Origin of the sequence: Collinsella intestinalis (genome assembly GCF_902364775.2) — a bacterium.
Taxonomy (GTDB): domain Bacteria; phylum Actinomycetota; class Coriobacteriia; order Coriobacteriales; family Coriobacteriaceae; genus Collinsella.
The window spans coordinates 1-19,662 of sequence record NZ_CABJEU020000003.1 but is presented as its reverse complement, the minus strand read 5'-3'; the positions used below and the strand labels follow the sequence as shown (position 1 = coordinate 19,662).

Genomic DNA, 19,662 nt, shown 5'->3' with positions numbered 1-19,662 from the left:
AATACGAGGGACGGAGGCCGCTATGGCGAACGAGACGTGGACCATCAGGCGATGCCTGGATTGGACGCGCGACTACCTGAAGGACCGGGGCGACGAGCGTCCGCGTCTATCCGCCGAATGGCTGCTGTCGGGTGTGACCGGGCTCTCGCGCACTGAGATATACGTGAACTTTGACAAACCGATGTCGAGCGAGGAGCTTGCCGCAATGCACACGGCCGTTGTGCGCCGCGCGAAGGGCGAGCCGCTGCAGTACATCATCGGTGAGACGAGCTTCCGCACGATCGATGTGATGTGCGAGCCCGGCGTGCTCATCCCACGGCCCGAGACCGAGCTGTTGGTTGAAGAGGTCTTGGCCTATCTCGATCGAGAGGTCATCGGAGCCGCTCCCGCAGTCGAGCGCGGGCGTGTGGAGCTGCCCTGGAACGCCGAAGTCGAGGCCGCCCTGCAGGCCGAGATCGCCGCGGCAAAGGAAAAGGATGAGGAGCCCGTTGTCGAGCGCGAACTGCGTGACGATGATTTTGACACGCTTGAGGACGGCGAGGGGACCATTGAGACGGCCGATGGCGCCGAAGGGGATGCGGGCGTATCGGGTGCCGCGTCTGTCGAAGAGGGCGAGTTCTCCGAGGGTGCTCCTGCTCAGGATGGGGAGTCGGGTCAGATTCGATGCGCGCGCGTTCTCGAGGTTGGGTGCGGTACGGGTTGCATCTCGCTTTCCATTGCGTCTGAGCGCTCGGGGCGTGCTCAGTGCGTCGCAATCGACATTGAGCCCCGTGCAGTCGATCTGAGCATCCGCAACCGCGATGCGCTGGGTATTTCGCCCGCCGACGTTGATGTGCGTTTGGGCAATCTCGTGTCACCGCTCAATCGTGAGACCGAGTGGGGAACGTTTGACGTGTTGGTCTCCAATCCTCCCTATATTCCTTCCGCCGTCATGGAGTCGCTGCCGCACGAGGTTGCCGACTTTGAGCCGGCGCTGGCGCTGGATGGAGGCGCAGACGGTCTCGATATCTTCCGCAGGCTCGTCAACGCCGCCCCGCATATGCTTCGCCCCGGCGGCTTGCTCGCGTGCGAGCTTTACGAGGGTCACCTGGACGCTGCCGCCGATCTGTGTCGCTCTGCCGGCATGCATGATGTCCGCATCGTCGAGGATTTCACCGGGCGCCCGCGCATCGTCCTTGCTTTGGTGGGATAGGCGATGTGCGTGCCTATGTTCAATTTCACGGACGTTATCGATCGCATGGGGCACGATTCGATTGCCGCGGATGCAGCTGGAGCGATTTCCGGTGGCTCCTTGGGTCCTGTTGACGCCGTTGTGCGCGAAGGGTTTGACGTCATCCCCATGTGGGTGGCCGATATGGGATTTGCCACCGCTCCTTCGGTGCTGCGCGCCATGCGAGAGCGGCTCGAACATCCGTGTTTTGGATACTTCGAGTATCCGCAGGAGTATTACGATCGTATCGCCTGGTGGCATGAGCGTCGCAACGGGGTCGTAGGGTTGGAACCCGAGAATATCGGCTATGAAAATGGGGTGCTCGGCGGTGTTGCCAACGCCCTTGCCGTGTTGTGCTCGTGTGGGGACAAGGTGCTCGTTCATGCCCCAACGTACACCGGATTCACCAACACGCTTAAAAATGCGGGATACGACCTGGTGACGAGTTGGCTACAGCGCGACGCCGAGGGCGTGTGGCGCATGGATTACGAGGACATGGAGCGCAAGCTCGCGACGAGGGAGATCCACGCGGCCATTCTGTGCTCGCCTCATAACCCGACGGGGCACGTGTGGGAACGCTGGGAGCTCGAGCGGGCGATGGGGCTGTTTCGAAAGTACGATGTCTACGTTATTTCAGATGAGATATGGTCGGATATCGTTTTGGGAGGCAGTGTCCACATCCCCACACAGAGCGTGAGCGATGACGCGCGGATGCGGACCGTCGCGCTGTACGCCCCGAGCAAGACGTTCAACCTCGCGGGGCTTATCGGTAGCTATCGCGTCGTCTACAATCCGTGGTTTCGGGATCGCTTGGCCAAGCAGGCGAGTTTGTCGCATTACAACATGCAAAACGTGCTCTCCATGCATGCGCTTTTGGGCGCATACAGCGACGAGGGCGCTGCCTGGGTCGACGAGCTGCGAGAGGTTCTTGGTCGCAACGCATGGATCGCTTCGGAGTTCTTTGAGGGGATCGCTGGTATCGATTTTGCACGGCCGCAGGGGACGTACATGCTCTTCTTGGATTGCGGCGGATGGTGTGCCGCCCATGGCATGGACATCGACGAGCTGCTGCGCTCCGGCGTCGAGGTTGGTGTGCTGTGGCAAGATGGGCGCCCGTTTGGCGGAGAGAAGACGATTCGCATCAACCTAGCGTTGCCGACTACGCGCCTACGCGAGGCGCTGGAGCGCCTGGCCGCTTACGTATTTGTGAGATAGGGGAGAAGCTCGTTATGGCGAATGTGATTAAGGGCCACGACAATCTCGGACCTGCCGCCGACTGCCTGACGGCGGGAGGCCTTGCGCTCGTTCCGACCGAGACGGTCTACGGGGTGGGGGTGGCCGTATCCGCTTTCGCGGCGAACCTGGAGACCCCCGGGCCCGATACGGGTTATGGGCGCATATTCACCCTCAAACAGCGTGAGCTCACCCAGACGGTACCGTGGCTGGTCGATGGTCCGGCGGCCCTCGAGCGTTACGGCAAGGATGTGCCTCATTCGATATGCGCTTTGGCGGAAAAGCTGTGGCCGGGTGCCCTCACGCTCGTGGTCTCGGCGGCGGACGACGTGCCGCCGTTCATGCGGGCTGCGGATGGGACGGTCGCCCTGCGCGCCTCTGCGTCACCTGTCGTCCAGGAGCTTATTGCGCGTTGCGCATCGCCGCTGGCGGTGACCTCGGCAAACACGCATGGTAAGCCGGCGCCGATCTCATTTGATGAGGTTGAACCGCGCATTCTGGCTGGTGTCGATGTTGCCATCGATGCGGGAGAGACCCCGTGCCGAGACGCCTCGACCATTGTGGCCGTGCGTGACGGGGAGCTTCAGATCCTGCGTGAAGGGGCATTGACGGTGCGGGAGATCAGGGCCGTGCTGGAATAACGTGTGCATGGGTGTGGAAGCGCGCCGCCGCTGACGGACCCGCCGCGAATCAGAAGGCACTCATCGTCGCTTAGGGGACACATGCCTTTTGCCTGAGAAAACTGTTCATACACCGACCAGTTATCCCGTCTGGCGAGTAGGTAACTGTCCGTTGGTGCGGGACGGGCTTGCGCGTGAAACAATGCTAGGGCGGCTCTGTACGCCTCCGACCGTATCGACGGTGGGGGCATGCGTAAGGAAGGTCCCCGATGGCGGTTACTCTCAAAGATCTCAGCAAAGTGGATGTGGCATACAACCCCACGGGTGGGCGATATATCATGGCGCTCGACTCGGGCACCACTTCGGTCCGAGCCGTCATCGTCGATGAATACGATTGCATCGTCGCACAGGCCTCACGCCGTATTAAAACCTTCTATCCACGTCCGGGCTGGGTCGAGCAGGACCCCATGGAGATCCTGGCCTCCCAAATCGCGGTCATGATGGAGGTTCAGTTCAAGAGCGGCATCCATTCCGACCGCATCGCGGCCATCGGCATCACCAACCAGCGCGAGACCACCGTGGTGTGGGACCGCGATTCCGGTTTGCCCGTGCACAACGCCATTGTGTGGCAGTGCCGCCGCACGTCCGAGATTACGGATGCCCTCATCGCGGACGGCATGTCCGACATCATCCGCGACAAGACCGGCCTCATGCCCGATCCGTACTTCTCGGGAACCAAGATCAAATGGATTCTCGACAGCGTGGACGGCGCCCGCGCGGCGGCCGATGCCGGCGAGCTCATGTTCGGAACCATCGACACGTGGCTCATCTACAACCTGACGGGCGGCATGGTACACGCCACCGATTACACCAACGCGAGCCGCACGATGCTGTTCAACATCCATACGCTCGAGTGGGACGATGAGTTGCTCGAACTGCTCGACGTTCCGCGTTCGATGCTGCCGGAGGTCAAGTGGAGTTCCGACGATTACGGCAGCGTTTCCAACGAGATTATGACGTACGGCCCCTCGATCACCGGCGTTGCGGGCGACCAGCAGGCCTCGCTGTTCGGTCACTGCTGCTTCAGGCCCGGATGCACGAAGAACACCTACGGCACGGGCTGTTTCATGCTCATGAACACCGGCGACACCTGTGTTAAGTCCGAGAGGGGTCTCGTTTCCACCATCGGCATCGCCTTGGATGGCAAGATTTCCTACGCGCTCGAGGGTTCGATTTTCCACGCCGGGGCCACCATTCAGTGGCTTCGCGACAAGCTCGGCCTGCTTTCCAGCACCAAGGAGGCAGCCGATCTATGTAAGAGCCTGGAAGACAACGGCGGGTGCTATCTCGTGCCGGCTTTCAGCGGCTTGGGTGCCCCATGGTGGGACCCCGACGCGCGCGGTCTCATCTGCGGGCTCACCGGCGCGGCAGACCGTGCGACGATTGTGCGTGCTGCGTGCGAGTCCATGGCGTATCAGAGTTTTGACGTTCTGCACGCCATGCAGCTCGATGCCGGTGTTCAACTGGAGATCCTTTCGGTTGACGGAGGCGCCTCGCGAAACGACTTTATCATGCAGTTTCAGGCCGACTTGCTGCGCATTCCCGTTGAGCAGACGGAAAACGTGGAGACCACGGCTCTCGGTGCGGCCTATCTCGCCGGGCTTGCGGTCGGGTACTGGGAGGACCTCGAGGAGCTCGAGCAGAACCGCGTGCCCGGCCGACGCTTCGAGCCCCAGATGGCCGAAGGCGAGGTGGCTCGCAACCTCTCCGGCTGGCATAGCGCCGTCGATCGCGCGCGCTCGCGCTAGGGTGCGTCCCCAGTGGTCATCAGGCCGACCTCTCTGTGTTGAACCGGCCCTGCATCCCTGTCGCCCGGATGCAGGGCCGGTTTCGTAAACGTCCCGCGCGACGGCGTGAGCGCCGTCCCAACCTGCTAGAGTGGAGTAGGCTCGCGCGACCAAGCGGGCTGATCATATGTATAAGAGAAAGGACGTGCACATGCGCATCGCCATTGCCTCCGACCACGGTGGATTTGAGCAGAAGCAGGCTCTGGCGGCCTATATCGCCGATGAGCTGGGCTTCGATGTCACCGACATGGGCCCCGACACCGACGCTTCTGTCGATTACCCGGACTATGCCGTTCCCGTGGCCAAGGCCGTCTCTGCCGGCGAGGCCGATCGCGGTGTTCTCGTGTGCGGCACGGGTATCGGTATGGCGGTCGCTGCCGACAAGGTCGCTGGCGTGCGTGCCTCCTCCATTACGTCCGTTCCGTTTGCGGAGCTCTTCCGCCAGCACAACAACGGCAACGTGGTGTGCCTGTCCGGTCGTTTCGTCGACCTCGAGGTCAACAAGGAAATCGTCAAGACCTTCCTTACCACCGAATTTGAGGGTGGCCGCCACGAGGCGCGCGTCGCCAAGATCATGGCCCTCGACTAACTCTTCGTCTAATTTAAGGAGTACAGTATGTCCGTCGATTTCGATCGCAGCCGGGTGACCCTCGTCGACCATCCGCTCGTCCAGCACAAGCTGACCATCATGCGTGATGAGAACACCGGTTCCAAGCAGTTCCGAGAGCTCGTCAAGGAGCTGGCCCTGTTCGAGGGTTATGAGGCGACCCGCGATTTCCCGCTCGAGGACGCGCCCGTGACTACCCCCATCTGCGAGACCACCGGCAAGCGCATCGCCGGCCGTAAGGTCGCTATCGTGCCCATTCTGCGCGCGGGCCTCGGTATGGTCGACGGCCTGCTCGAGCTCATCCCGGCGGCGCGCGTCGGCCATGTGGGTATGTACCGCGACGAGGTCACGCACGAGCCGCACGAGTATTATGCGAAGCTGCCTTCCGACGCCGACCAGCGCATCTGCCTGGTTGTCGATCCCATGCTCGCCACCGGTGGCTCGGCAACCGCCGCCATCGATTACCTGCGCGCGCAGGGTGTGAAGGACATCCGCTTGCTTGTCCTGGTTGCTGCTCCCGAGGGAATCGCGACCGTTCTCGGACACGACCCCGATGTCCGCTTGTATACCTGCTCCATTGATGAGAAGCTGAACGATGCTGCATATATTGTCCCTGGACTGGGCGATGCTGGCGACCGTATTTTTGGCACTCTATAGCGTTTCTCTCAAGCGGCGCGCACCCGTAGCGCACGCCGTGTCGATTGGTGGCGCAAAACGGCAAGAACTTGCCGTTGAGGCGATAGAATATTGCCGTTAATTCGTGAAGGAAAAGAGACATCTGCGCGTATATGTGTTGAAACATATTTCACGGATGTCTCTTTGTGAACAGATGTTCATAAACTTAGTCCAGTTGTCAAATTCTCCTTGCGCGCGCACCGCCGAGCGATATACTGCCACTCACTGGTAATCGTGCGGTTACGCGCATATTTCGTCCCGTGTTTTGGGCGCGGAGCGAGGATAATCGTGACGGCGATGATTCTGCAGTGGGAAGGCGATCGATGATCGGTTCCAGCGACATCAGCGTCCTCGTGGCGGGGGTGGGAATCGGCATCGCGGGCTTCCTGCCGATGTCGGCGGTCGTCTTGCTCGCCCGCAAGGGGCGCATGAGGCCGACGGTCGGCAAGGGCATGGTGGCCGTCGCGATCTCATTCGTCTTCCTCATGGCGTCGTTCGCCCTCATGTGGGCGCTGGCGCCAGCGGATGTGGTGGTGTTTGCGATCGGGTTCCTCGGAGGGTTCCTGATCATGTGGGCGGTTCTCGCCGCCATGACGATGAGTCGTAGACTCTAGGAGGGTTAGCGTTGGAAGCATTCGATAAGCTGCCGGCCGAGATCAACCACCTTGTGTCGAGCTTCAGCTCGATACCGGTGGTCGGCGACTTGATGCACGGCATCACCCAGTACACGTTCTGGTTGATCGTCTCTTCGATCGTGCTGCTCATCATCATGTTCGCGTTCGCGAAGCGCGTCGCCGTGGTTCCCCGCGGCCGTTTCGCCAATGCCGTCGAGTACGTGATCGAGTACCTCGAGAACGACGTGGGCGTGGGCATTCTGGGCAAGGAGTCCTGGCGTCGTCACCTGCCGTTCCTGGGCACTCTGTTCATGTTCATCGTGGTGAACAACATCATCGGCATCATCCCCGGCATGAAGCCCGGTACGGGCACCATCTCCACCACCGCCGCCCTGGCGCTCGTGGTGTTCATCTACTTCGTCCGCGTGGGTATGAAGAACCATGGCGTCTGGGGCTACATCAAGAGCCTTGCGCCCAAGGGTGTCATGTTCCCGCTCAACATCCTCATCTGGGTGATCGAGCTCATCTCCACGCTGCTTCGCCCCATCACGCTCGCCGTGCGTCTGTTCTGCAACATGTTCGCCGGCCATATCGTGCTCGGGTCGTTCGCCCTCATGGTCTCCCTGTTCGCCGAGCCGCTCATTTCGCAGCTCACCGCCGCGAACGTCCTGGGGGCCATCCCGTCCCTGGTGTTCGGCGCGATCCTGTTCGTGATCTATGCGATCGAGATCTTCGTCGGTGTCATCCAGGCGTACGTCTTCACCGTCCTTACCGCCGTGTACATTCAGGGCGCTGAGGCTGAGGGCCACTAATATTGGGTACCAAATGCCCATATCCCATACGGGGCATTTGATATAGGTATCGTGTTCAAGATGCGCCGGTAGGCGGCGCATGAACTCAAGGAGGAATTGTGGGAGTTATCGGTTACGGTCTTGGTGTTATCGGCGCGGGCGTCGCTATCGGTCTGGCAGCATACGGCGTCGCGAGCGCCATGGCCCGTCAGCCCGAGGTTCAGGACCGCGTCTTCACCGTCTTCATCATGGCTGCCGCCTTCTCCGAGGCTCTGGCCCTGATCGGCTTCGTCGTCGCACTGGTTGTCAAATAAGTTCGGTCTTCGCAAGAGTACCGGGCGTGAATCCCGAGGGGGAGTCATGAAAAACGTTAAAAGCGCAGGTATCGCACTTGGGGCCGCTGCCTCGGTGCTGTTTACCCCCGCCCTGGCTTTTGCTGAGGGAACCGAATCAGGTGGCGCGGATATCCTGATCCCCAAGATGGCCGAGTTCGTTCCCGCGCTCGTCATCTTCCTGATCATCTGGTTCCTGCTGTCCAAGTTCGTCTGGCCCAAGGTCATTTCCGTTCTGGATGCCCGTGAGCATAAGATCGAGGACAGCCTCGAGCAGGCCGACGCCACCAAGGCCGAGGCGGCCGAGATTCGCGAGCAGGCCGATGCCATCGTCGCCGAGGCCCGTCGCAAGGCTTCCGAGATCGTTCTCGAGGCTCGCGGCGACGCCGACAAGGAGCGTTCGCGCATCGTCGCCGCCGCTCACGCCGAGGCAGAGGACATCATCGCCAAGGCGCACGACCGCGCCGAGGACGAGAAGAAGCGCGCGTACATGAGCGCCACCGACACCATCGCCAAGATGTCCGTCGCCGTGGCCAGCTCCATCGTGGGCGATACCCTCGCCAACGACGAGGCCAAGCAGCGCGAGCTCATCAAGAAGTATCTTGCGGAAGTGGGTAAGCTCAATGCCTAATCCGTCCATCAGCGATCGCTTCGAGAAGCGCAAGCTGGAAACCTACGCGCGCACCCTGCTTGAGGCGGCCAAGACCGAGAACCGCGTTCTCGAGAACATCGAGCCCCTCAAGGCCGAGGCGAATGCGAGCCCGGAGGTCCTCTCCGTCCTTTCGCAGATGGCCGCCAACGGCGACCTCGATAAGCTCGGCGCCGTTCTCGACCTCTATAGCGAGATGGCCGAGGGCGACGAGGCCACGGTCGGCGTTACCGTCACCACGGCGGTCCCGCTCGACAACGAGCTGCGCATGCTGGTCACCCAGAAGTGCGAACTCGATCTGGGTCGCAATGTGTTCCTGATCGAGCATGTCGATCCGTCAATCACCGGCGGCATCATCCTGTCCGTCAACGGACGCCGCCGCGACGCATCCGTGCGTCACCAACTTGAGCAGGCCTATAAGGTCATGACTCAACCCGGAATGAATTCGGAGGTATAGCCACATGTCCGAGGCAATCAATGCCGAGAACATCGAGCAGATCCTACGGCAGCGCCTGTATGATCTGTCGGCTACCGTCGATACCCAAGAAGTATCCCACGTAGCCGAGGTGGGCGATGGTATCGCTCACGTCTTCGGTCTCAAAAGCGCGATGGCCGGTGAGCTCCTTGAGTTCACCAGCTCCATCACGGGCAAGACCGTGTACGGCCTGGCTCAGAACCTCGACCGCGAAGAGGTCGGCGCCGTTCTGTTCGGCGATGTCGATTCCATCAAGGAGGGCGACGCCTGCCGCACCACCGGTCGCGTTATGGACATCCCCGTGGGTCGCGGCATGCTCGGTCGTGTCGTCAACCCGCTTGGTCAGCCCATCGATGGCAAGGGCAGCGTCGGTGAGACGCATCGTCGTCCCATCGAGTTTAAGGCCCCCGGCGTCATCGAGCGCACCCCGGTGTGCGAGCCCGTGCAGACGGGTCTGCTCGCCGTCGACGCGATGATCCCGATCGGCCGCGGCCAGCGCGAGCTCATCATCGGCGACCGCAAGACCGGCAAGACCGCCATTGCCATCGATGCCATCATCAACCAGCGTGGCAAGGGCATGATCTGCGTGTACGTGGCCATCGGCCAGAAGGCCTCCACGGTCGCGAACATTCGCGAGACGCTCGCTCAGCACGGTGCCCTCGACTACACCGTCATCGTGAGCGCCACCGCGGCAGACTCCGCGCCGCTGCAGTACATCGCCCCCATGGCGGGTGCCGCCATCGGCGAGTACTTCATGTACAACGGCGAGGATGGCCAGCCCGCCAGCGCCACCAATCCCGGCGGCCACGTGCTCGTCATCTACGATGACCTGTCCAAGCAGGCCGTCGCCTATCGTCAGATGTCGCTGACGCTGCGCCGTCCGCCCGGACGCGAGGCCTACCCCGGTGACATCTTCTACCTGCACTCTCGCCTCCTGGAGCGCGCTTGCAAGCTCTCTGAGAAGAACGGCGGCGGCTCCCTGACCGCCCTGCCGATCATCGAGACGCAGGATGGCGACGTTTCCGCCTACATCCCGACCAACGTGATTTCGATTACCGATGGTCAGATCTACCTGCAGTCCGAGCTGTTCCACCAGGGTCAGCGCCCCGCTGTCGACGTCGGCATCTCCGTGTCGCGCGTCGGTGGTTCCGCGCAGACCAAGGCCATGAAGCAGCAGGCGGGAAACCTGCGTCTGGACCTCGCGTCCTACCGCGAGCTCGCCGGCTTCACCCAGTTCGGCTCCGACCTCGATGCCACCACGCAGAAGCAGCTTACCCACGGCGCTCGCATGACCGAGCTCCTCAAGCAGGGTCGCTTCAAGGCGCTGGACGTCGTCGATCAGGTCGCCGTGCTGTACGCGGGCAACAAGGGCTACCTCGATGACATGGCTCTCGAGGATGTCGTGCCATTCCGCGACGGTCTGGTGGAGTTCCTGAACGGTGCCTACCGCAAGCTCCTGGAGGAGTTCCGCTCCGCCAAGATCGACGATCGCATCGGTAAGGAGCTCGAGCAGGCGATCAGCGATTACAAGAATCAGTTCCTGGCGTCTCGCGACTCCGGGAAGGCGCCCGCCAAGTCGGTCGCCGACGAAGCTGGAGAGTAGTAAGCCCTATGGCCAACCTCCGCGAAATAAAAAAGCGCATCGGTTCGGTCTCCACGACCCAGCAGATCACGCGCACCATGGAAATGGTCGCCACGGCGAAGATCGCGCGTGCCCTGCAGCGCGCCAAGAACAGCGAGCCGTACTCCGCCGCGATCACCGACGTCATGCTCACCGTGGCGACCGATCCTGCGCTCAACGTCAACTCGCCGCTCCTCGTGGACCCCGAGACCTACGAGCGCGCGCTGGTCATTGCGATCAGCTCCGACCGTGGTCTTGCCGGCGGTTTCAACATGCAGGTCGAGCGCGCCGCTGAGCAGCGCATCAAGCACTTCCACCGCCACGGTGCGAAGGAGGTCGAGCTCATCACCTGCGGCCGTAAGGTGACGGAGTACTTCCGCAAGTACCCCTGCAAGGTGATGGGCATCGTCGGCGAGTCCGACGACCCCACGCTTGAGAATGCCCGTGTCGTGGCCAACTACGTGATCGACGGCTTCTCTCAGGGTCGCTTCGGTCGCGTGGACATCGTCTACTTCCATGCGAAGAACCGCGTGGAGCAGGTGTTGCGCTCCGAGCGCATCCTGCCATTGGACGATGAGGTGCTGCGCACCGCTCGCGGTCCTCGCGCGAACGAGGATGAGGCGCCCACGCGTCTCGCCTCGCCGTTCGAGTTCGTCCCCTCCGCGGAGCACGTGCTCAACAAGCTGATCCCGAGCTACGTGCTGACCGTCGTCCACCAGGCCATGATCGACTCCGCAGCAGCCGAGCAGGGTGCCCGACGCAAGTCGATGCACTCGGCCACCGAGAACGCAAGCGCGATCATCGCCGACCTCACGCGCACTTATAACCGTGTACGCCAGGCCTCCATCACCACCGAGATCAATGAGATCGTGGGCGGGGCCGCTGCATTGGAGGAACATTAATGGCAGATTTCATTGATATGGACTCCGCGAAGACCGCCGGTGTCGGACATATCGTCCGCATCATCGGCGCCGTCGTGGATGTCAAATTCAAGGGCGGTGTGCCGAACATCTACAACGCCCTGACCGTCGACGTCGATACCCCCGTGGGTCACATCGACACGATTCTCGAGGTTGAGAGCCAGCTGCCCGGTGACGTGGTCCGCTGCGTCGCCATGACCTCCACCGACGGCCTTCAGCGCGGCCTCGAGGTCGTCGACACCGGCGCCCCGATGAAGATGCCCGTTGGCAAGGGCACCCTCGGCCGCATCTGGAACGTGATGGGCCAGCCCGTCGACGGCAAGGACATGCCCGAGGTGGATGCCTGGTACCCGATCCATCATCCCGCCCCGAGCTTTGATCAGCTCACCACCAAGACCGAGATCTTCGAGACCGGCATCAAGGCCGTCGACCTGCTCGAGCCCTATATCCGTGGCGGCAAGACGGGTCTGTTCGGCGGCGCCGGCGTTGGCAAGACCGTTCTGATTCAGGAGCTCATCAACAACCTCGCCCAGGAGCACGGCGGCACTTCGGTGTTCACCGGCGTCGGCGAGCGTACCCGTGAGGGCACCGACCTGTACCTGGAGATGAGCGAGTCCGGCGTTATCGACAAGACCTGCCTGGTCTACGGTCAGATGAACGAGCCCCCGGGAGCGCGTCTGCGCATCGGCCTGGCCGGCCTGACCGAGGCGGAGTACTTCCGCGATCGCGGCCAGGACGTCCTGCTGTTCATCGACAACATTTTCCGCTTCTCTCAGGCGGGTTCCGAGGTTTCGGCTCTGCTCGGTCGTATGCCGTCCGCCGTTGGCTACCAGCCTACGCTGGCTACCGAGATGGGCGACCTGCAGGAGCGCATCACCTCGACCAAGACCGGTTCCATCACCTCGGTCCAGGCCGTCTACGTCCCCGCCGACGACCTGACTGACCCGGCTCCGGCCACGACCTTCACCCACCTCGACGCCACGACCGTTCTCTCGCGTTCCATCGCCGAGCTCGGTCTCTACCCGGCCATCGACCCGCTTGCGAGCTCTTCTGACGCACTCGACCCCGCGATTGTGGGCGAGGAGCACTACCGTGTCGCCGTCAAGGTCCAGGAGCTCCTCCAGGAGTACTCCGACCTGCAGGACATCATCGCCATTCTCGGTATGGACGAGCTGTCCGAGGAGCAGCGCCTTACGGTCAACCGTGCCCGTAAGCTGCAGCAGTTCCTTTCCCAGTCCTTCCATGTCGCCGAGCAGTTCACCGGCAACCCCGGTGTCTACATCCGCGTCGCCGATACGGTCCGCTCCTTTGCGGCCATCGTCGACGGTGAGTGCGACAACCTGCCCGAGCAGGCATTCCGTTATGCCGGCACCATTGACGACGTGCGTGAGCGCGCCGCTAAGATGGGGGCGTAGGAACCATGGCAAAGCCCATGCAGCTGCGAATCGTCTGCCCCGAGGAGTGCGTGTATGAGGGGGCCGTCGCGTATGTGGCCGTGCCCTCCACCATCGGAGAGTTCGGCATTCTCCCGCGTCATGCGAGCGAGATCTGCACGATCGACGGTGGCCACATCCGCGTCTCCGAAACCAAGATGGGCGTTGTCGACCATGTCTTCGCGGTGACGGACGGATATGTCCAGGTTGCGAACGATGAGGTCATCGTGCTCGCCGAGCGCGCCATCGACACCGAGAAGGTCGATGTGGACGAGGTGAACGCCAGGCTTGCAGGTTTTGAAGACCAGCTGGGGAATATGGCGGAGGGCGACGCGCGTCGCGCCTACCTCTATAATGAAATCGCATGGTGCAAGCTGCTGCTTGCTCAGTAGGCGCAGGCGAACGAGCCGTTCGCGCGCACAGCGATTGACATCATGCCCGGGGAACGGCCCCGGGCATGTTTTTTTGAAAGGGAAACGCTTGGATATCATCCGCGTTGAAGGTGGTCATCTCATCAGCGGTACGGTCGTCGTCTCGGGTGCGAAGAACTCTGCGCTCAAGCTCATGGCCGCAACATTGCTCGCGCCGGGTGCCACCACACTCGAGAACGTGCCCAATATCTCGGACGTCCATGTGATGGGCAAGGTGCTCAAGCGCATGGGTGCCACTATCGACGTGCTCGATGAGCACACGCTGCGCATCGATACCTCTGCCGTGTCCTCCTGGGAGGCGCCGTATGACCTGGTGGCCAAGATGCGCGCATCGACCGCCGTCATGGGTCCGTTGCTTGGGCGCTTTGGCTGTGCCAAGATCGCGATGCCCGGTGGCTGTAATCTCGGTGCACGCAAGATCGACATGCACATCCTGGGCCTTGGCGCCTTGGGCGTTCAGTTCGACACCGATCACGGCTACATTCACGCCGACGCACCCGAGGGTCTTACCGGCACGGCGGTGACGCTCGAATTCGCCAGCGTCGGCGCCACGGAGAACCTCATCATGGCCGCGGTCAAGGCCAAGGGCACCACCGTTATCGACAACGCGGCGCGTGAGCCCGAGATCGTGGACCTCGCCAACATGCTCAACGAGATGGGCGCCAGGATCACCGGCGCCGGCACCCCCGTCGTTCAGATCGAAGGCGTGGAGGAGCTGCATCCCGTGACCCACCGCGTGGTGGGCGACCGTATCGAGGCAGGCACCTTCATCACCGCCGCCGCCCTCATGGCCGATGAGTCGGGCGTCGAGGTCACGGGCTTCAACCCGATCAACCTCGGCATGGTCATCAAGAAGCTCGAGCTCATGGGCGTGCGCATCGATCGCATCGAGAACGGCGTACGAGCCTATCGCGCCGATCACATTGAGCCGGTCGACATCCAGACCCTGCCGTTCCCCGGCTTCCCCACGGATATGCAGGCCCAAATCATGGTCCTGTCCGCCCTCGCCGACGGCAACTCCATCATTACGGAGAACATCTTCGAGAACCGCTTCATGTTCGCTTCCGAGCTCGTTCGCATGGGCGCGGACATCCGTGTGGAGAGCCATCATGCGATGGTGCACGGCGTGGACGGATTCTCCGGAGCCCAGGTCACCTCGCCCGATCTGCGTGGCGGGGCGGCCCTCGTGGTCGCCGGCCTTATCGCCGAGGGCTACACCGAGGTGTCCGCCATCCATCACATCGACCGCGGGTATGAGCGCTTCGTTGAGAAGCTTTGCTCGCTTGGTGCTCATGTCGAGCGTCTGAGCGTACCCGATCCCATCGACGACTAGCGTAGGTACTCTATGAGCCAGAGAAAGATCCCGGTCCAGCAGGGCCGCCAGCCCTCCACGGGTGCCAGCAGTAGGATTTACAGCCGCGAGAATGTGAGCCGTTATTCCGAGCGCGCCCGCCAGCGCCGTAAGAGCCGCATGATCAAGCGCGGCATTCTCGGCGCGGTGCTCGCGGTGCTGCTCGTGGGCGTTGTGGGCGTTGGGGCTTGGTTCTTCCGCATTACGGGCAACCTGAGCGGCAACGGTTTCATCGGCGCCAACGTCCTGCAGATCCTGAACGACTCCGATGTCGCCCGCGAGCCGTTTTACATGCTCTTGCTCGGCACGGACGGCCGTCCAGGCGAGGACGTGTATCGCTCCGACTCGATCATCCTGGCGCGAGTCGACCCCGTCGAGAAAAAGGCCGCGCTCATCTCGATCCCGCGTGATACTCGTGTGGTCTATAAGGGCGAGACCATGAAGATCAACGCCACCCATTCCATCGATGGCCCCGAGGGCGTGATCAAGGCCGTGAACGACCTGTGCTTCGGCGGCGAGCAGAAGGTATCGCACTATGCCGAGGTCAACTTCCCCGGCATGGAGCAGCTCATCGATGCCGTCGGCGGCATTGACTTGGAGGCCACCGAGGAGGTCGACGATCCGGCGCACCTCGACGTCAAAGTCGAGAAGGGTTGGCAGCACATGGACGGCAGGACCGCCCTTGCCTACGCTCGTTGCCGCTACACCTACGCAGACGGCGATTACACCCGCATGCGCCATCAGCGCCAGGTGCTCGGCGCCCTTGCCTCCAAGATCCTGAACGACCTTGATCCCGCCAGCATCATGGGCACGGTTGAATCCCTTTCCAACGTGGTGATCACAACGTTGAGCGTGCAGGACATCATGGCGGTGGCCAACGCGATGCGCGGTATGGACGTGGGCAACGACATGTACGTCGCCAACATCCCGTCCTACGCCGATGGCACGACGTATGTGAACGGCGTGAGCTACGTGTTCGTGTACGAGGATAAGCTCGCCGAAATGATGGCCAAGGTGGACGCCGGAGAGAACCCCGACGGCCCCCAGACCATGGGCAGCGAGACGGGCAACGGCTCCACGCTGAGCGACATCTCGGGTTCCGCGTTCGCATCCGGCGACACCGAGGACGAGTCGGCAGCCGAGTAGGAGAGCGCGATTCGCTTTCGTTACGGGCTCGCAAACACATATACGTGTCTTTGACTTGCAAGCACCCCTGGCATACGCTGGGGGTGTTTCTCGTATCGGCCTCCTCACGTGGGGCGCCGCCCAACTAGAAAGGAACATCTATGTCCGATGTCCTCAACCGTTTCTTGAGATATGTCCAGGTGGACACGCAGTCTGCCGATGAGCACTGCGACCAGGTTCCCTCGACCGCCATTCAGTTCGACCTTGCCAACATGCTGGCCGATGAGCTGCGCGACCTCGGTGCCCGTGATGTCACGGTGACCGAGAACGCCTATGTCACGGCTTGGATTCCCGCAAGTGAGGGTGCCGAGGGTCGTCCGCGCCTTGGGCTGATCTCGCATCTCGATACCACCGAACAGGCCCCCGGGTTTGGCGTGAAGCCTCATGTCATGACTTACGAGGGCGGCGACCTGGTGTGCGCCATGGTTGATGGCAAGGCGGTCTCCATCAGCCCCGCGCTGCTGCCCGCCTTGAACGACCTGGTGGGCGAGGAGCTCGTATGCACCGACGGCACCACGCTGTTGGGCGCAGACGACAAGGCCGGCATCGCCGAGATCATGGCGCTCGTCGCCCTCATTGCGGAAAACCCCGCCCTGCCCCATCCCGAGCTGGGCATCTGTTTCTGCCCCGACGAGGAGATCGGCCATGGCGCCGAGCTGCTCGATCTGGATGCCTACGGCTGCACGTACGCCTACACGGTTGACGGCGGCCCGATCGGCGAGCTCGAGTGGGAGTGCTTCAACGCCGCCGAGGCTGTCGTGCGTTTCCAAGGCTTCTCCATCCATCCCGGCGATGCCAAGGGCCGCATGGTCAACGCCGCCGAGCTCGCGCATCGTTTCCACAGCTTGCTTCCCGCCGTGCAGCGCCCGGAGTACACCAGCGGGTACGAGGGCTTCTATTATCTCGAGGGCATCAGCGGCACGGTTGAGCATGCGACGAGCCGCTACATCATCCGCGATCACGATGCCGACAAGTTCCAGGCCAAGATCGATCACCTGCTGTCCGCCGTGTCGTTCATGAACGAGGAGCAGGGCTGCGAGCGCGTGACCGTCGAGGTCAAGCAGCAGTACCGCAACATGGCCGAGAAGGTGGCGCAGTATCCTGAGCTCATCACCCTCGCCAAGGAGGCGTTCGCCGAGACCGGCGTCGAGCCCAACGTCATCCCCATCCGCGGTGGCACCGACGGCGCTCAGCTGTCCTTCCGCGGGTTGCCCTGCCCGAACCTCTCTACGGGAGCCTATTGCTGTCACGGAGTAAACGAGTTCATTCCGGTGAAATCGCTCGAAACCATGGTCGATGTCCTGACCCATCTGGTGGCCAAGTTCGCCGCATAAACTGGCACGAAATCTGTTGCAATTGCGCAGAAGCACGCCGAGCTCCCCGTCTGCCCGTTCGGGCCTCGGGGCGCTCGGCGTCTTTGGGGTAGAATGCAGCGCAGAGAACCGAAGTGAAGGGAACAAACGTGGAAGCAGCTGATCAGGGCGCCAAACCACATCTCACCATGGCAAATGAGGATTACCTCGAGTGCATTGTGCGCATCGAGGCGGAGGAGCCCGACCAGGGTACCGACGGTATCCGTTCGGTCGAGATCGCGCAGCGTCTGGATGTCTCCAAAGCTTCGGTCAACAAGGCGATCGCATCGCTCAAATCACAGGGCATGGTCGAACAGGCGCATTACGGAAAGGTCCGCCTGACCGAAGAGGGAAGGTCCATAGGAGCTGCCGTGTGGCGTCGCCACCGCATGCTGCGCGCTTTCCTGACCGATGAGCTGGGTGTTGAATTCGATCGCGCTGATGAGGAGGCGTGCAAGATGGAGCACGCCCTGTCCGAGGACACCATGGACCGCTGGATTGCCCATATGGAGCGCGACGGAATCAAACTCGTTGACTGACGCCGAAGCCCCCCACGCATGAGGATCCCCCTGCAAGCACGCCGCTCATGGCCTCCTTGCAGGGGGTTTTGCGTTTGGTTGATGTCACCCCGAGGAGCGCTTGCCGAGATGGCGCCTGCCGTTATGCGCAACCTCAAGTGAGCGGGAGAATCTTACAGTTTGCTTAGAAAGGCGTGACGCTGGTTGGCCCGTCGCGGTTCGGGTATACCGAGCTATGCAGAGACGTCAACCACAGAACACCGCAAGGGGTGCATGCGCGCATGGGCGCGATACTTCATTTTGGCGCTGACGGCTGGCGAGCCCGGCTTGATGGCGACTTCAACGACGACAACGTGATCCGTGTGGCCGATGCCGCGGGTGAGATGTGGGCGCGTCGCGCACCCGGCGCCTTGGTGTATGTCGGATACGACATGCGCCCAGGTGCCGATCATTTCGCGCGGTTGGCGGGTAAGGTCCTTGCCTCGCATGGATTGCACGTCAAAGTGTCCGATCGGTATGTTCCAACACCCGCATTGTCATGGACCGTTGCTCAGGATGTGCGGGCTGTAGGCGGCCTCATGGTGACGGGGTCGCATAGTCCCAACGATTATCAGGGCATCAAGCTCCGCCAGGCGGACGGCGGTATAGGCTCGGACGAAATCTATGAGGAGCTCGAGCGGGCCATTCCCTCCGACCCGACTGCTGAGCGCGGTGCAATTGAAGCGTGCGATTATCTGACTAGGTATTTCGATCATCTCTACACGCTTGTCGACACCGAAGCGATTGCGGCAGCTCATCTAAAGGTTGTGTATGACCCGCTGTATGGGTCGGCAAGCCGCTATTTCGCGGATCTATTGCGTGCAATGGGCGTCGACGTCGTTGAAATCCATGGGGTCACCGATGCGGAAACGGACGAAACGCATCCTGAGCCGGTGGAGCCTTGGGTCGACGATTGCGAGTGCGAGGTTCTGGCACAGGGAGCACATGCGGGCTTGGTCAACGATGGAGATGGCGACCGGGTGGGCGCCGTAGACGAGCGCGGACACTTTGTGAGCGCGCAAAAGGTGCTTGCTCTGGTGCTGGCGCATCTATGCATCAATCGAGGGATGACCGGACGAGTGGTGTTGAACCAGTCTTCGTCGGTTGTCACGCGTAAAACTGCGAGGATGCTGGGATGCAAGCTGAATATCAAGCCTGTGGGCTTCAAATATATCTATCGCGAGATGCTCAAGGGTGACGTACTGCTAGGTGGGGGAGCGGCTGGGGGCATCGGCTTCGCGAGTCATATGCCCGAGCGCGACGGCCTTCTTACCAACCTGATGCTATGTGAGGCAATGGCCACTATGGGAATGACCCTGGGTGAGTTGGTCGAAAAGCTCGAGGAGGCGTGCGGTCACTATTACTATGCTCGACGAGACGTACGCCTCGACCAGGAGATCATCGAAATGCTCAGGACGATCTTGCCGGGATTGAATCCACCGGTTATCGCGGGGCGCGTGCCCGCGTCGGTGAGTCATATGGATGGCCTGCGCTTCGAATTCGCTGATGAATCATGGTTATTGCTGAGGCCGTCGGGGACAGAACCCGTGGTCCGTGTGTATGCGGAGGCTCAGAGTATTGAGATGCGCGATGAATTGTTGGAAGCCGGGTGCGCCATAGCGCGCGGAGACTTTGGATAAAACGCCACGTTGACGGGCTGCTTCGAGTCAAGGATCAATGCATATATATAGATAAGGAAACGAACAGCTGAGAGTTAAATATGTGCAAAATATGGAGACGCAAATAACGCTTTGCGCGG

General features: G+C 61.8%; 20 protein-coding genes. All 20 read left to right on the top strand.

Features of this window, described 5'->3' with window-relative positions; genetic code table 11:
- Nucleotides 1-22: 22 nt before the first annotated feature.
- Nucleotides 23-1,192: a N5-glutamine methyltransferase family protein gene (locus FY258_RS07265; protein WP_118104638.1), complete on the top strand. Its 1,170-nt coding sequence runs from the start codon at nt 23-25 to the stop codon at nt 1,190-1,192.
- A gap of 15 nt (nt 1,193-1,207) precedes the next feature.
- Complete coding sequence (locus tag FY258_RS07260; RefSeq protein ID WP_118104714.1) at nt 1,208-2,425, top strand: MalY/PatB family protein; 1,218 nt, start codon at nt 1,208-1,210, stop codon at nt 2,423-2,425.
- Nucleotides 2,426-2,439: 14 nt separating this feature from the next.
- Complete coding sequence (locus FY258_RS07255) at nt 2,440-3,084, top strand: L-threonylcarbamoyladenylate synthase (RefSeq protein WP_118104636.1); 645 nt, start codon at nt 2,440-2,442, stop codon at nt 3,082-3,084.
- Nucleotides 3,085-3,332: 248 nt separating this feature from the next.
- The gene (gene glpK, locus FY258_RS07250) at nt 3,333-4,871 is read left to right on the top strand and encodes a glycerol kinase GlpK (RefSeq protein ID WP_118104634.1); all 1,539 of its coding nucleotides are present in this window, start codon (nt 3,333-3,335) and stop codon (nt 4,869-4,871) included.
- 190 nt (nt 4,872-5,061) lie between these two features.
- Nucleotides 5,062-5,499 (top strand): ribose 5-phosphate isomerase B, encoded by a 438-nt coding sequence (gene rpiB / locus FY258_RS07245; protein WP_118104632.1) that lies wholly within the window; start codon nt 5,062-5,064, stop codon nt 5,497-5,499.
- A 27-nt stretch (nt 5,500-5,526) separates the two neighbouring features.
- The gene (gene upp / locus FY258_RS07240; protein WP_006723591.1) at nt 5,527-6,174 is read left to right on the top strand and encodes a uracil phosphoribosyltransferase; all 648 of its coding nucleotides are present in this window, start codon (nt 5,527-5,529) and stop codon (nt 6,172-6,174) included.
- Nucleotides 6,175-6,515: 341 nt separating this feature from the next.
- Nucleotides 6,516-6,806 carry a hypothetical protein gene (locus FY258_RS07235; RefSeq protein WP_118104630.1) on the top strand — a complete coding sequence of 97 codons (291 nt, stop codon included), beginning with the start codon at nt 6,516-6,518 and terminating at the stop codon, nt 6,804-6,806.
- Between the two features lie 11 nt (nt 6,807-6,817).
- Nucleotides 6,818-7,618 (top strand): F0F1 ATP synthase subunit A, encoded by an 801-nt coding sequence (gene atpB / locus FY258_RS07230; RefSeq protein ID WP_118104628.1) that lies wholly within the window; start codon nt 6,818-6,820, stop codon nt 7,616-7,618.
- A gap of 98 nt (nt 7,619-7,716) precedes the next feature.
- A complete protein-coding gene (locus FY258_RS07225; protein ID WP_006723594.1) occupies nt 7,717-7,911 on the top strand; it encodes an ATP synthase F0 subunit C in 195 nt (64 codons plus the stop codon).
- 46 nt (nt 7,912-7,957) lie between these two features.
- Nucleotides 7,958-8,560 carry a F0F1 ATP synthase subunit B gene (atpF, locus tag FY258_RS07220; RefSeq protein WP_118104626.1) on the top strand — a complete coding sequence of 201 codons (603 nt, stop codon included), beginning with the start codon at nt 7,958-7,960 and terminating at the stop codon, nt 8,558-8,560.
- A complete protein-coding gene (locus tag FY258_RS07215) occupies nt 8,553-9,035 on the top strand; it encodes a F0F1 ATP synthase subunit delta (RefSeq protein ID WP_118104624.1) in 483 nt (160 codons plus the stop codon). The genes atpF and FY258_RS07215 overlap by 8 nt, the downstream gene beginning before the upstream one ends.
- 4 nt (nt 9,036-9,039) lie before the next feature.
- Entirely contained in the window at nt 9,040-10,656 is a 1,617-nt protein-coding gene (gene atpA / locus FY258_RS07210) for a F0F1 ATP synthase subunit alpha (protein WP_118104622.1), read from the top strand.
- 8 nt (nt 10,657-10,664) lie between these two features.
- Complete coding sequence (atpG, locus tag FY258_RS07205) at nt 10,665-11,576, top strand: ATP synthase F1 subunit gamma (RefSeq protein WP_118104620.1); 912 nt, start codon at nt 10,665-10,667, stop codon at nt 11,574-11,576.
- Entirely contained in the window at nt 11,576-13,009 is a 1,434-nt protein-coding gene (atpD, locus tag FY258_RS07200) for a F0F1 ATP synthase subunit beta (protein WP_006723599.1), read from the top strand. Before atpG ends, atpD begins: the two co-directional genes overlap by 1 nt.
- Before the next feature lie 5 nt (nt 13,010-13,014).
- Complete coding sequence (atpC, locus tag FY258_RS07195; protein WP_182279482.1) at nt 13,015-13,419, top strand: ATP synthase F1 subunit epsilon; 405 nt, start codon at nt 13,015-13,017, stop codon at nt 13,417-13,419.
- A gap of 88 nt (nt 13,420-13,507) precedes the next feature.
- Nucleotides 13,508-14,791, top strand: a complete 1,284-nt coding sequence (gene murA, locus FY258_RS07190) for a UDP-N-acetylglucosamine 1-carboxyvinyltransferase (protein ID WP_118104618.1) — start codon at nt 13,508-13,510, stop codon at nt 14,789-14,791.
- 12 nt (nt 14,792-14,803) lie between these two features.
- On the top strand, nt 14,804-15,955 hold the full coding sequence (locus FY258_RS07185; protein ID WP_118104616.1) for an LCP family protein: 1,152 nt from the start codon (nt 14,804-14,806) through the stop codon (nt 15,953-15,955).
- A 140-nt stretch (nt 15,956-16,095) separates the two neighbouring features.
- A complete protein-coding gene (gene pepT, locus FY258_RS07180; RefSeq protein WP_118104614.1) occupies nt 16,096-17,328 on the top strand; it encodes a peptidase T in 1,233 nt (410 codons plus the stop codon).
- Nucleotides 17,329-17,495: 167 nt separating this feature from the next.
- The gene (locus tag FY258_RS07175) at nt 17,496-17,885 is read left to right on the top strand and encodes a metal-dependent transcriptional regulator (RefSeq protein ID WP_118104710.1); all 390 of its coding nucleotides are present in this window, start codon (nt 17,496-17,498) and stop codon (nt 17,883-17,885) included.
- 260 nt (nt 17,886-18,145) lie between these two features.
- A complete protein-coding gene (locus FY258_RS07170) occupies nt 18,146-19,543 on the top strand; it encodes a phosphohexomutase domain-containing protein (protein WP_118104612.1) in 1,398 nt (465 codons plus the stop codon).
- The last annotated feature ends 119 nt before the right edge of the window (nt 19,544-19,662 follow it).

Bases quoted from the DNA above. Each gene is read 5' to 3' on its own strand.
- FY258_RS07265 (WP_118104638.1), top strand. From the start codon at position 23: ATGGCGAACGAGACGTGGACCATCAGGCGATGCCTGGATTGGACGCGC.
- FY258_RS07260 (WP_118104714.1), top strand. From the start codon at position 1,208: ATGTTCAATTTCACGGACGTTATCGATCGCATGGGGCACGATTCGATT.
- FY258_RS07255 (WP_118104636.1), top strand. From the start codon at position 2,440: ATGGCGAATGTGATTAAGGGCCACGACAATCTCGGACCTGCCGCCGAC.
- glpK (WP_118104634.1), top strand. From the start codon at position 3,333: ATGGCGGTTACTCTCAAAGATCTCAGCAAAGTGGATGTGGCATACAAC.
- rpiB (WP_118104632.1), top strand. From the start codon at position 5,062: ATGCGCATCGCCATTGCCTCCGACCACGGTGGATTTGAGCAGAAGCAG.
- upp (WP_006723591.1), top strand. From the start codon at position 5,527: ATGTCCGTCGATTTCGATCGCAGCCGGGTGACCCTCGTCGACCATCCG.
- FY258_RS07235 (WP_118104630.1), top strand. From the start codon at position 6,516: ATGATCGGTTCCAGCGACATCAGCGTCCTCGTGGCGGGGGTGGGAATC.
- atpF (WP_118104626.1), top strand. From the start codon at position 7,958: ATGAAAAACGTTAAAAGCGCAGGTATCGCACTTGGGGCCGCTGCCTCG.
- FY258_RS07215 (WP_118104624.1), top strand. From the start codon at position 8,553: ATGCCTAATCCGTCCATCAGCGATCGCTTCGAGAAGCGCAAGCTGGAA.
- atpA (WP_118104622.1), top strand. From the start codon at position 9,040: ATGTCCGAGGCAATCAATGCCGAGAACATCGAGCAGATCCTACGGCAG.
- atpG (WP_118104620.1), top strand. From the start codon at position 10,665: ATGGCCAACCTCCGCGAAATAAAAAAGCGCATCGGTTCGGTCTCCACG.
- atpD (WP_006723599.1), top strand. From the start codon at position 11,576: ATGGCAGATTTCATTGATATGGACTCCGCGAAGACCGCCGGTGTCGGA.
- atpC (WP_182279482.1), top strand. From the start codon at position 13,015: ATGGCAAAGCCCATGCAGCTGCGAATCGTCTGCCCCGAGGAGTGCGTG.
- FY258_RS07185 (WP_118104616.1), top strand. From the start codon at position 14,804: ATGAGCCAGAGAAAGATCCCGGTCCAGCAGGGCCGCCAGCCCTCCACG.
- pepT (WP_118104614.1), top strand. From the start codon at position 16,096: ATGTCCGATGTCCTCAACCGTTTCTTGAGATATGTCCAGGTGGACACG.
- FY258_RS07175 (WP_118104710.1), top strand. From the start codon at position 17,496: ATGGCAAATGAGGATTACCTCGAGTGCATTGTGCGCATCGAGGCGGAG.
- FY258_RS07170 (WP_118104612.1), top strand. From the start codon at position 18,146: ATGGGCGCGATACTTCATTTTGGCGCTGACGGCTGGCGAGCCCGGCTT.